Origin of the sequence: Acinetobacter defluvii (genome assembly GCF_001704615.3) — a bacterium.
GTDB lineage: Bacteria > Pseudomonadota > Gammaproteobacteria > Pseudomonadales > Moraxellaceae > Acinetobacter > Acinetobacter defluvii.
In genome coordinates this window covers 2,403,944-2,417,051 of sequence record NZ_CP029397.2, presented here as the reverse complement: position 1 = coordinate 2,417,051, position 13,108 = coordinate 2,403,944, and the positions used below count along the sequence as shown (strand labels likewise).

Genomic DNA, 13,108 nt, shown 5'->3' with positions numbered 1-13,108 from the left:
TTTTGTAATATATTGAAAAATAATGATTAAAATAATTATATGCTATGTGTGTTGTATCGTGAGTATTTTTATAAACGTTGAAAAATAAATGAATAATTCGACAAATGGTGTAAAGTTTAATCTTAAAATTTTAAAAATGCACAACATGGATGCCGCATGACACAAATACTCATTTCATTATTTCCTTTACTGGCTTTAATTGTAGGTGGAAATGGACTGAAAAGAACTAATGCCAGTCAGTTAAGCAAAAAAAGTTAAAATGCTGTAAAAAGAGTGTATGTAAATACGCTCTTTTTTTTATGAAATTATCTCAGAATTTAGATATAACATTACAACAAACCTTGCCTTCACTTTCTCAATTTAGTGAGTTAATTGATTTAAACTGGATTGAAGATTGCTTAAATCAAACAGGTAAAGCATCCATTCGAAAAAGAAAACTTCCTGCTGAACATGTTGTTTGGTTAGTCATTGGACTTGCTCTATTTCGAAACCAACCAATTTGGTATGTAGTTCAGCAATTACAACTTGTTTTCGGTACAACAGAATACTGTGTACCTAGTGCATCGGTACAGGCAAGACAGCGCTTAGGTTTAGAACCTATGAGTGCTTTATTTTCAACATTAAGTCAGGCATGGCTTAAAGACTCACAACAACAATATAATAACTTTCATGGTCTGTGCGTTTGTGCTGTAGACGGCGTGGTTTGGTCTATGCCTCATACCGAAGAAAACTTTAAGCACTTTGGCTCTTCTAAAGGGAAAACAGCAGTTGTTCCTTATCCACAAGTTAGAGCAACTTGTCTTGTGAATACCAATACACATGAAATGATCGATGCCCAAATTGGCAGTATGGATCAAGGTGAATTAACCTTAGCTAGTCAATTAAAAGCACCTGCTCATAGTATTACCTTATTTGATCGTGCTTACTTCTCTGCTGATTTTTTAGTGAGTTGGCAATCTCAGGCAGAAGAAAGTCATTGGTTGATGCGTGCAAAAGATAACCTTCGTTATGAAGTTATTCACAATAATGCCGCCCATGACTTTCAGATAAAAATGCCTGTTTCACCAAGAGCAAAAAAGATCAATCCAGCATTAGGTGATTATTGGGAAGCCCGTTTGAGAGGTGGTCCCACTTGTTTGAACAACTAAAAGCGTATTTATAAGTGATATTCCGCTCTAGTTAAGCCACCTTGTTTTGTTGGGGTAGCTGATCATAGTAAAACTCATTTGGTGTCATTTTGTCTAGACTCGAATGAGGTCGTTTCAAATTATAAAACTCAAAATATGCACTTAATTGCTTTTTCGCATCTGTGACACTGCTATAAGCTTTGAGATACACCTCTTCATATTTAACGCTCCGCCATAATCGTTCAACCATCACATTATCTACCCATCGACCTTTACCATCCATACTGATTTGAATGCCATTTGATTTCAATACATCAATAAATGCATCACTGGTAAACTGGCTGCCTTGGTCTGTATTAAATATTTCAGGTCGACCATATTTTTCAATTGCTTCATTTAAAGCCGAAATACAAAAATCCACCTCCATACTAATCGATACCCTATGCGCAAGTACCTTGCGGCTATGCCAATCAATCACAGCACATAAATAAACAAAGCCTTTTGCCATAGGGATATACGTTATATCCGTAGACCACACTTGATTACTGCGCTGAATAGCCAACCCTTTGAGCAGATATGGATATTTACGGTGAGCTTGATTAGCCTGGCTTAAATTTGGTTTGCAATATAACGCCTGAATACCCATTTTCTTCATTAAAGTACGTGTATGACGTCGTCCTATATGATGTCCTTGACGATTCAACAAATCACGCATCATACGACTGCCTGCAAAAGGATATTGCATATGTAATTCATCAATACATCGCATCAGCTTCAGATCTGATGCACTCACAGGTTTTGGGCGATAGTAATAACAACCACGGGAGACTTTCAGCAGCTTAGCTTGCTTAGATACTGAAATCTGAAGTGAGTCGTCGATTAACTTTTGTGGTTGAAGCGGCCCAGTTTCTTCAACACACCTTCTAAAAAATCAATTTCTAATGCCTGCTCACCGATTTTTGCATGTAGTTTTTTTAGATCGATGGGTGGTTCTGTTGGAGCTTTTGATTGATCGAAAGCTTGCGAGGAAGCTGAGATCAATTGATTTTTCCAGTCAATAATTTGGTTTTGATGAACATCAAACTCAGCACTCAATTCAGCAAGTGTTTTTTCTGCTTTAATCGCAGCAAGTGCTACCTTAGCTTTAAAATCATTTGAATGATTTCTTCTTGGTCTACGTGCCATAAAATACTCCATATATTGATGTTTATAACATCATTTGAGGAGCAGAATATCACTTATAGGAGTTGTTCAAATTTACGGATCCATCTCTTTTGCTTGAAGTTGAATATGCAGGAAAAACGAGGCGTTACATTACATCATTGACAGATTCTAAAGCGTATCCATTCAAAGACCTTGCGATGCTTTATATGCAGCGTTGGGAAATAGAAATGTGTTATCGAGAAATTAAAAGTGATTTACAGGATTCAAAGGTTTTAAGAAGTAAGCAACCTGATTTGGTGTATCAAGAATTGTGGGGTGTATTTATAGCTTATAATATTTTGAGACGACAGATGAAATTTATCGCCCAACATGCAAATGTCAGTCCTTTAAGGATCAGTTTCCATATTGCATCCATAGGTATTATCAATATCTTAAGACATACGCCTTTAGAGTCAGCAGGAAACTTACCTAAACATTTAGCACAATTATTTGAACAATCAAAAATATTTGTATTACCTGAAAAAAGGCAGAGAGAATGTTCACGAGTCGTGAAAATTAAAGCACAAAAATATCCAAGAAAATGCCAGTCAATTTCTTAACTGACTGGCATTACTGAAAAGAACAAGATTTTTGAATGAAGGATTTTGGAGGGGTACGGAAAAGTTGAATTATTATGTGCTATTTCCTGCAATGTTATTTGCAAATTTAGCTACAGCAACGATTCATTTAGACCTGATTAAAACCATTATCACTGTTTTGGCTCTGGTCTTAACAATTGCTTGTAGTGTGTTGTATCTCATTCGCTTTGTGCAAAAAACAGCTTCGGCACGTTTTGGCGTTTATATGCAGGGGACAGTTCGTTTTAATACTTATATAGGTTTAGCGATTGTTGCAGCATTATTTAGTCAGCAAGGGATGACGATTTTGGCGATCACACTGGCACTGTGTATTCCTCTGGTAAATATTTTATCGGTATTGGCATTGACCAGTCAGGACAATATGGATGCCAAATCTATAATCTTGTCTTTGTTGAAAAATCCACTCATCATGGCATGTGTCATAGGCATTGCCTTTAATTGTTCAGGTCTTCATCTTTGGGCAGGCTTGGGCGATTTAATTAAGCAATTGGGAGTTTGCAGTTTACCTTTGGGGCTGCTTTGTGTAGGAGCGGCGCTACAATTTACCGAGCTAAAAAAAGAGCTTTGGGTCTTGTTTTTAAATACTTTTGCAAGACTTTTAATAATGCCAGCATTGGCATATCTGGTGTGTAGGTTTTTACACTTAACTCAGCTAGAAACACAAGTGATGGTAGTGTTTTTTGCGTTACCTACGGCTTCAGCTTCGTATATTTTAACCAAGGTATTGAGAGGTGATCATCAACTCATGGCAGGGGTGATCAGTCTGCAAACGTTATGTTCTGCGTTTACTCTGCCAATTGTTTTACTTTGGGTAGTATGATATATGTTGAGTTTTAAAAGTTATATTTGCCTAAAAAACAATCAAGTAGTTGAATTTCTAAAAAATTAGTAATTTGCTCTTGCTCTAAAATAGGTGGTGCAGCAAAGATGAAAAATGTGTCTAAATAACAAAAATCATTCATCAGATCCAAAATAAGACGTGGAAATTCAGCACTTTTAAGCAGTAGACAAGACTACATTCCTGAAAAATATAAAATTATAGAAGTGTGTTGTAATACACGAAAATTGGATTGCTTTAAAAGCTGTTGTGTAAGTTCAGCATCTATAGGCGTACGATAAGGAAATTCTATTTTTTGAATATTTGCAGAAATGATTTTCCAGTCAATTTTACTGGTTGAACCTCTCCAAAATGATTCTAAATATTGGTTAATGTGTTCTGTAATTTCAAAATCCAAAATTTGTGCTGAAAGATGAAAACGATCTAAAAAATCACAGATGTCAGATAAAATTTGTGTTCTATGGTGTGGCATTTTTTCTCCTTAAAATTAATTTCTCATTTCCCATAGATAAAAAGAAAGCTCACCGAAGTGAGCTTAGTCTATACTGTTAAATCAAGTGAATCATTTCGCTTGTTGTGACTGTTGTTTTAATTCAGCAGTCGAAGGTTGTACCACGATTTGATCAGAAGTATTGGCTTTAACACCACCACCTAAGGTTTTATATAATTCAACTTGGTTATTTAAGTTGGCTTGTTCAAGCAATAATAAACCTTGTTCCGCAGCATAAGAGCTACGTTGTGCATCCAGTACAGTTAAGAAGCTATCAATCCCTGCACGGAAACGTGCATTGGAAAGCTTATAAGTAGTATTGGTTGCATCAACCAAACGACGTTGTGCTGAGATACGATCACCGATATTTTGACGTGTTGCCAAAGCATCATTCACTTCACGGAAAGCAGATTGAATTGATTTTTCATAATCAGATAAAGCAATTTCTTGATCTGTTTCTGAAATTTTAATATTGGCTTTACGTGTACCCCAGTCCCAAAGTGGAATGTCTAAGCTTGGACCAAGTGACCATACAAAAGCCCCTGATTTAAATAAATCACTTAAATCAGTGGATGCATAACCTGCCGAACCTGTCAGACTAATCGTTGGGAATAAACGTGCTTTTGCAGCACCAATATTTGCGCCCATTGCTGAAAGTTTATATTCAGCTGCTCGCACATCTGGACGGTTGGTAAGTAAATCACTTGGTAGCCCAGCCGTTAAAGCTGAGTTATTGGTAATTTTAGTCACACGCTGTGATGGCAATAAGTTTGCAGGTACTTGTTGACCCACTAAAAGGTTCAATAAGTTCTGTGCTTGTGCGATTTGCGTTTTATAGTTGGCAACATCATTACGTGCAGTTTCTACGGACACTTGGGCTTGGCGCACAGGAACTTCACTGTCGATTCCCACATCAAAACGTTTTTTGTTGAGGTTATATGAGTCAAGTTGTGCTTTTAGTGTTTGATCTGCAAGTTTAAGCTGTGCGTTGGCAAATGAATAATTAAGCCAAGCTTGCGCCACCTGACCAATCAGTGAAATTTGCGTCGCATCACGGGCACTTGCAGTCGCTAAATAACTGTCCAAAGCATTGTCTTTTAAGCTGCGTACACGCCCCCAAAAGTCCAACTCATACGCAGTCACCCCCAAGCCAACATTGTAGGAAGTCATAGGTTTTTGCGTGTTTAAGGTATCTTGACGCAATACACCACCACTTGCGCCAATGGTTGGTAATTGGTTGTTTTCAGTGATTTGATACTGCTGCTGCGCACGTTGAATATTTAAAGTCGCTGTGCGTAAGTCACGGTTATTGGTTAAAGCAAGATCAATTACTTGGAGCAAACGAGGGTCTGCAAAAAAGTCTTTATAACCTTGTTCAGCAATAGATGTACCCGATGCGCTTTCAAGATAACTGGTCGGAATATTGGCTTGTGCTACGGGTTCTGGGCCACGCATGCTTTGACAAGCTGTCAAAGCAAGCGCAAGTGCAGATACCGCAATGCCACGACCTGAAATAGACCATAGATTTTGCATCACGATTTTTGCTCCTGAAGTTTTTGCTTCTTAGGTTTGTATTTAAAGATACTACGAATCCAGACAAAGAATACAGGGATGAAGAAAATACCTAATAGTGTTGAACTAATTACACCACCGAGTACCCCATAGCCCACCGAGTGTTGGCTACCTGCACCTGCACCACTTGCTAAAGCTAATGGCAATACACCAAAGCCAAATGCGAGTGTCGTCATAATGATCGGACGTAAACGCATTCTAGCGGCATGTAGGGTTGCATCAAACAAATCTTCGCCTTTTTCTTGCAGTTCTTTGGCAAATTCTACAATTAAAATCGCATTTTTTGCAGACAAACCGATCACCGCAATAATCGCTACTTGGAAATAAATGTTATTGGATAAGTTTGGATCACCTTTAATGACCATACCTAACCATGTTAATCCCATTGCACCAACAACACCTAAAGGTACAACCAATAATACAGAGAATGGAATCGACCAACTTTCATAAAGCGCAGCAAGACATAAGAATACGATTAGCAATGAAAGCGCATATAAGAAAGGTGCTTGTGCGCCAGACTCACGCTCTTCTAAAGATAAACCTGTCCATTCATAGTCAAAGCCTTGTAAGCCCATCGATGGTAATTTTTGGATAATTTCTTCCATCGCTAGCATGGCATCACCAGAACTTGTACCTGGTGCAGGCGTACCTTGGATGTTCATTGAAGAAATACCGTTATAGCGTTCTAAACGTGGTGAACCATATGTCCATTGTCCTGTTGCAAAACTAGAAAATGGAATCATTTCACCTTTGTTATTACGCACATACCACTTATTCAAGTCCTCAGGCATCATACGTGCATTGGCTTCACCTTGAACATAAACTTTCTTTACACGACCACGGTCAATGAAATCATTGATATATGAACCACCCCAAGCCATGCTCATGGTTGAGTTAATGTCTGCAATACTGACACCCATTGCTCCAGCTTGTGCTTGGTCAATGTTGATTTGGTACTGAGGCGTGTCTTCTTGACCATTTGGACGCACACCTGTTAAGCGTTTGTCTTGTGCTGCCATACCTAAAATAGCATTACGTGCAGCAAGTAACTGTTCATGGCTCTGACCTGCAGCAGCTTTCAACTGTAAGTTAAAGCCAGCAGTTACGCCTAATTCAGGCATAGCAGGCAATTGTAGAGGCATTACATACGAAGCATCCTTAGCAATCATATTGAGTGCCATACCATTTTTGATAATGGTGCCAATTTGTTGCTCAGGTGTGGTACGTTTTTCCCATTCTTTCAGCTGAATAAATGCTAAACCTGCGTTTTGACCGACCCCTGTGAAGGAAAAGCCAGAGACACTAAATACCGATTCAACAGAGTTCTTTTCTTTTTCCATGAAGTAATTGGTCATGGTGTCAATAACTTTGTCGGTACGGTCTAAAGTAGCATTTGGTGGCAATTGCACAAGTGTCATCACCACGCCTTGGTCTTCTTCAGGTAAGAATGACGAAGGCAACATTTTAAACAGCACAACCAATACAGCAATAACTGCGGCATAAATAATGCCAGAGAATAATTTATGATGCGTCATGCGGTTCACACCATTTTGGTATTTATCCGCAGTACGGTCAAAGGCATTGTTAAACCAACGGAAGAAACGTGCAAAGATATTATTGCTTGGTTTCTGATGTGGATCATGTTGTTTTAAAATGGTTGCACACAAAGCAGGGGTGAAGGTTAAAGCAACGATCAATGACAAAATCATGGCAGTAACGAGGGTGATAGAGAACTGACGATAAATGACGCCTGTTGTCCCCCCAAAGAATGCCATTGGAACGAAGACCGCAGTTAATACTGAGGTGATCCCGATCAAGGCGCCTGAAATCTGTTTCATCGAGATTTCTGTGGCTGCCACAGGATCAAGATGATCTTCAACCATGACACGCTCAACGTTTTCCACGACAACGATAGCATCATCCACCAAGAGACCGATCGCAAGTACCATCGCAAACATGGTTAAAGTATTGATCGAGAAGCCAAATACGTTAATCACGGCAAATGTACCCAATACAACAACAGGTACAGCCATGGTTGGAATGATCGTTGCACGCCAGTTCTGTAAGAACAAGAACATCACAAGGAATACAAGAATAATGGCTTCAATAAGCGTATGTACCACACTTTCAATCGAAAGTTTGATAAATGGTGTTGTATCGAAAGCCAATTTATCCTTCATACCTTCAGGATAGTTTTTACGTAATTCAACCATACGTGCTTCTACAGCTTTTGCCGTATCTAAAGCATTGGCACCTGTCGCAAGTTTAATTGCCACACCACCCGCAGGTTTACCATTAAATTTTGAGTCAAACTGATAGTTATCTGCACCGAGTTCAACACGAGCTACATCGCCTAGACGAACTTGAGCGCCATCACTAGTATTGCGCAAGAAGATGTTTTTGAATTGTTCGGGTGTGGTCAACATGCTTTGTGCATTTACAGTTGCATTCAGTACTTGACCTTCAATTGAGGGTGCACCGCCTAACTGACCTACAGCTACTTGTGAGTTTTGAGCACGAATTGCTGCTGCAACATCAGATGGTGTAATACCAAAGCTGGTTAATTTAGCAGGGTCAAGCCAAATACGCATGGCATAAGAACCACCGAATACTTGCACCTCACCTACACCAGCAACACGGCTTAATGGCTCAGAAATATTTGAGTTTACATAGTCTTTAATGTCATTTGCAGACAAACCATTAGACTCAGAATAGAACGCTAATACTTGTAAGAAACTTGCACCAGACTTCGTGACACGGACACCTTGACGCTGTACATCTTCAGGTAAAAGTGCAGTCGCTGATTGTAATTTGTTTTGAACTTGAACTTGGGCAATATCAGGATCGATCCCTTGTTCAAAGTTTAATTGGATCGACGCTTGACCGTTCCCCGCACTGTTAGACGAGATATAACGTAAGCCATCCAAGCCATTCATTTGTTGTTCAATAATCTGTGTTACTGTATTTTCAACAGTCGCAGCAGATGCACCAGGATAAGTCGCAGAAATTGTGACAGTGGGTGGTGCAATCGTCGGATATTGCGCAATGGGCATTTTTGTCAGCGTAAGGATCCCCGCCAACATAATCACCAATGCAATCACCCATGCAAAGATAGGGCGATGAATAAAAAATTGAGCCATTTAGTCTACCCCTTATGCATTTGAAGTAGCTTTTTGTTCAGTTGCTTTATCTTGCTGAGCAGGTTGTGCTCCACCTGTTTTTTGTTGAGTTGCAGGTGTTGCACCTTGAGGTGCAGCAGCTTGTGGTTGATAAGGTTTAGCAACAACTTGTTGTTCAGGTTTTACTTTGGCAATCCCATCCACAATGACTTTATCGCCTGTATTTAAACCTTGCGTAACGATCCAGTTTTGACCTTGAACACCCGCAGTAGTGATTGGACGTGCTTCGACAGCACCTTTGGCATTGACTAACATTGCCATTGCTTGACCTGTTGGTGTACGTGTAATTGCCGCTTGTGGAATCAAATACGCATTTGGAATCACCCCTTGTACGATTTGCGCATTAGCAAACATACCAGGAAGTAATAAATGATTTGGATTTGAGAACACTGCACGTAAAGTCACCGAACCTGTTTCAGGATTTACACTGGCATCAGAAAATGCCAAATTCCCTTCGATCGGATAAGTACTACCATCTTCAAGCTTTAAGCGAACTTTGGTATTGTTACTGCGATCAATACTGCCTTGCGCCAGTTGTTGACGTAGGCGTAATAATTCAGCACTAGATTGATTAATGTCGACATAAATTGGGTCAAGCTGTTGAATCGTTACCAGCGCGTTGGCTTGGCTTGCAGTGACTAAAGCACCTGCAGTTACGCTTGAGCGTCCAGACTGACCAGAAATCGGTGAACGAACAGTTGAATAACCTAAGTCAATTTGTGCATTTTTCACAGCCGCATTCGATGCAGCAATATCTGCCTCAGCAAGTTTAATCTGTGCCAATAAATCATCATATTCTTGTTTAGATACGGCATTAATGCCCACAAGTTGACGATAACGATTCGCTTTGACTTGTAGCGCATTTAGATTGGCTTGCTGACGTACTAGCGCAGCTTTTGCACTGTCTAAGTTTGCGCGGTTAGTACTCGAGTCAATTTCATACAAAGGCTGACCTTCACGTACAAAACTACCCTCAGTAAACAAGCGTTTTAAGATCACGCCGCTGGTTTGGGGACGAACTTCTGATACTTGATATGCAGATGTACGACCTGATAACTCCACAGTTTGTTCCACACTTTGTGGTTGAGCAACAATGACACCAACTTCTGTCGGCGGCATTTTTTGGGCAGCAGCGCCACCTTGCTGTGCATCTTTTGGATCTTTGCTACAACCCACAAGTGCAAGACTTGTTGCTAAAGCACAAGCAGTAAGGGCAGGTGCCCAAAGCTTTGCCGACATCATTATTCCACCTCGTTTAGATTTTTATCTAAAAATAATTTGTTCATATTCAACATATATTTCGAAAGTAAGTAGCGCATGAGAGAAACCCATAATAAACCAATGCTCCAACCTGCTAGTACATCTGTTGCAAAATGAGCACCAACGTATACTCTTGAAATTCCCATACTTAGGCACCACAAACAAGCAAAACCGATAAAAAATTTGGCTTGTCTATGTCGAAAAAATATAAAAATAATTAAACCAGCAAGTACAGCTGCATATATGCTGTGTGCGCTAGGAAAAGATGCACCATAGGTTTGCACCATTTGGTAAACCGCTTCTGGTCGAGGGCGATGAATATAATATTTTAATATCCAACCCACAGCCGAAGCCCCTAATAGGCTTACACCAATCAACACTATGTTTGCATATTTTTTTACATACGCTTGCTGCAAACACCATATCCCACATAACAACAACATAACAGGCAAACCGCCTATATAAGACAAAGCGATCGTAATATGATCAAAAAAATCAGTACGATGTAGACTCATCAAACGCAGGATGGTTTGGTCAAGTTGTTGTATATAAGGAACATTTAACCCAATATAACTTATACTAAATCCAATACAACCAAGGACAAATAGTAGGATATAAGGCATATCGGATGACCTTGCTAAGATTAATCACACATGTTGAGATTAAATAGTGTGCTAAAGTGTACTTGTCAGTACACTTTTTTTCAAGTCACTATAAATGAGTAATTTATAGTAATTTCTTTTTTTTGAAGTTTTAATTATTTGCACAAAATGATAACAATTTAACTAATGATTACTTTTATGTCCTGCTGATGCGTGATCTTCAACTTGTAAGGGTTGTTTTGGTGGCCAAAAGAAGTCCAGAGGGCGAGTAAAAAAGTGGGTAAAAACCAACTTCGCCAAAGGCTTCCATTGCTCAAAATGAACTTGGCGGGCTCTTAAAGCCACAATAATGGTCAAACTAAAACTTACAAATAAGTTGGTAACACCAATCAGCAAAACACCTAAAAAAGAAATAATAATCAACCCAATATCAGGTGTCCCATTCACACACATCAAACCTTGAATAAAGTTAGCTGATGCAAAAGCAATATGGCGAATGTCTAAAGGCAGACCTAAAATAAAGCCAATGGTTCCCATACTTCCGAGCATAATTCCAAATAAAAAGTTACCTGCTAAAGCACCTAGATTTCGCTCAATATACGCAGCAAAGTTATTTAATTTTTCTTGTCCCATCCAGCTTTTTAAACGAGGATGCGCTTTAAGACGAGGACCAACTTTACGATATACGGCCATATTATCGAAATAACCAGCGATCAATCCTGACAAAAACAAGCATACGCCAGCAATTGCTGCATGGGGTACAGCCAAAGAGGTAAATGGGTTTAGGCTGTGTAATACATAAGTCGCTTTTGCATGTGATAATAAAGGCTCATGCATTGCAACTTGCCAAAAATAGGTAATCAGTGCTGCAGTTGGGATTGCTATCGAAATATTGCCTAGAATTGCAATAAATTGTGTGCGGATAATATTGATAATCAAGGCAGCCAACTCAGCAATCTGTGCAGTTTTAGAGCCTTTACGATGTTGGACAGTTGAAGCAAGTGCTGCTGCGGTCATCGCGGGTTGTTTCGTGGCAACAGTAAAATGCAAGACATGAATAAACATGAACCCCAATGAGTAATTCATACTAAACAAGAATGCTTGCATTAAAGGTGCAAGAGCTAAACGTGCTGTAAGAATTTTTAAGGTTGCCATAGTGGCAATGATGACACCTGCACCTGCCGCAGCCTTATACATACCCAAAAAGCCATTTTTATCGGTACTTACATAATGTTCCCCAGTTTTACTGGCATTTTCAGTCACTTGTAGCGCAATCAGTTCACTATTGGTTTTGAGTAAATGGCGTACACTGGTTTCATTATAATGGGCATGTACCAAATCAATGATTAAATCACCACAAGAAGCGGCACGCACTTTATCTTCTTCAACAATGAGGTTCAGTAAAATTTCGACGCGATCAAGACATTGTTCAAGCAATGACAATAAATAAGTCAAACTTAAACTGACCCCGATGCGTTTGGTTGCACGGCGAATTTTTAAAACCACATCACGACACTGTTCAATCATGACCAATGCTTGATCAGCATCAGGCGGTGCAGTAACTGCGACTTCATCGGCATTTCGATGTTGTTTTTTATAGGCGATAATAAACTCTACAACTTCACGGTTTTGCACTAAGAAAGGGGATTCATATTCACTAAGTTCTGGATAAGCATTGATAAACTCAGGATATAAACCAATACCACTGATCCGATAGGACAAAACGGTGATTGCTGTGATTATTTCATGTTTGACATTCAGCGTTGCTTTTAAAAAATGACCTTGGGTGAGGATATGGAAAAGCTGATTCCACTGTTCATCTTTTACGTGCTCAAGCCAATACTTATCAGTACGTTGATGAAAAACATTGCCAACCAAATCTCTTAAATCAGTTTCATCTCGAAGCAAAGGTAAAAAGTACGCTCCTAAACGTTGGGTCAACTGACTCCAAAAACCATCCAATGATAAAATACCACTGTCCGCATATAAGTTAGCTTGTTTGTGTTGATTAATAATTTTAAGTAAATAGCCTTGAACATTCAAAGCTGCGGTGGGGGTAATTAATAAAGCTTGAATAAATGCTTGAACATTGTGTTGTGTTTGTTCAACATCGTGACTATCTAATGGACGAATACGATTGACAAGCTCAATTAAAAGAGATTCATTTGGAATAGCTTGAGGGGATTCAAGCTGTTCCTGCATTTTTAAAAAAATATCATTAAATTTTATATGCATAAG

General features: G+C 39.2%; 8 protein-coding genes and 2 pseudogenes. 3 read left to right on the top strand and 7 right to left on the bottom strand.

Annotated elements, in window-relative coordinates; all coding sequences use genetic code 11:
• Nucleotides 1-299 precede the first annotated feature (299 nt).
• Nucleotides 300-1,118: pseudogene (locus tag DJ533_RS13950) on the top strand (IS4 family transposase); the annotation flags it as partial.
• A gap of 61 nt (nt 1,119-1,179) precedes the next feature.
• Here the strand turns inward: DJ533_RS13950 and DJ533_RS13945 are convergent.
• Nucleotides 1,180-2,312 (bottom strand): IS3-like element ISAba14 family transposase gene (locus DJ533_RS13945; protein WP_223155595.1). Its coding sequence is split into 2 segments (ribosomal slippage): nt 1,180-2,060 and nt 2,060-2,312, totalling 1,134 coding nucleotides; the frame shifts between segments, so codons are not numbered across the junction.
• An 89-nt stretch (nt 2,313-2,401) separates the two neighbouring features.
• Between DJ533_RS13945 and DJ533_RS13940 the strand changes: the two are divergent.
• Together DJ533_RS13940 and DJ533_RS13935 are read left to right on the top strand one after the other, a co-directional pair.
• A pseudogene (locus tag DJ533_RS13940) lies at nt 2,402-2,890 on the top strand (transposase); the annotation flags it as partial.
• Between the two features lie 4 nt (nt 2,891-2,894).
• The gene (locus DJ533_RS13935) at nt 2,895-3,749 is read left to right on the top strand and encodes an AEC family transporter (RefSeq protein WP_065994956.1); all 855 of its coding nucleotides are present in this window, start codon (nt 2,895-2,897) and stop codon (nt 3,747-3,749) included.
• Between the two features lie 193 nt (nt 3,750-3,942).
• On the opposite strand, the gene DJ533_RS13930 is transcribed toward DJ533_RS13935, so the two are convergent.
• The 6 genes from DJ533_RS13930 to DJ533_RS13905 all read right to left on the bottom strand — a co-directional run bounded on the left by DJ533_RS13930 (nt 3,943) and on the right by DJ533_RS13905 (nt 13,105).
• Nucleotides 3,943-4,239, bottom strand: coding sequence for a hypothetical protein (locus DJ533_RS13930; protein ID WP_065994955.1), 297 nt, complete (start codon nt 4,237-4,239; stop codon nt 3,943-3,945).
• A gap of 90 nt (nt 4,240-4,329) precedes the next feature.
• A complete protein-coding gene (gene adeK / locus DJ533_RS13925; protein WP_065994954.1) occupies nt 4,330-5,790 on the bottom strand; it encodes a multidrug efflux RND transporter AdeIJK outer membrane channel subunit AdeK in 1,461 nt (486 codons plus the stop codon).
• Nucleotides 5,790-8,969, bottom strand: a complete 3,180-nt coding sequence (gene adeJ, locus DJ533_RS13920; protein ID WP_065994953.1) for a multidrug efflux RND transporter permease subunit AdeJ — start codon at nt 8,967-8,969, stop codon at nt 5,790-5,792. Before adeJ ends, adeK begins: the two co-directional genes overlap by 1 nt.
• 12 nt (nt 8,970-8,981) lie before the next feature.
• Complete coding sequence (locus DJ533_RS13915; protein WP_065994952.1) at nt 8,982-10,250, bottom strand: efflux RND transporter periplasmic adaptor subunit; 1,269 nt, start codon at nt 10,248-10,250, stop codon at nt 8,982-8,984.
• On the bottom strand, nt 10,250-10,891 hold the full coding sequence (locus DJ533_RS13910) for a phosphatase PAP2 family protein (protein ID WP_065994951.1): 642 nt from the start codon (nt 10,889-10,891) through the stop codon (nt 10,250-10,252). The genes DJ533_RS13915 and DJ533_RS13910 overlap by 1 nt, the downstream gene beginning before the upstream one ends.
• A gap of 162 nt (nt 10,892-11,053) precedes the next feature.
• Entirely contained in the window at nt 11,054-13,105 is a 2,052-nt protein-coding gene (locus DJ533_RS13905; RefSeq protein WP_081406134.1) for a site-specific recombinase, read from the bottom strand.
• Nucleotides 13,106-13,108 lie beyond the last annotated feature (3 nt).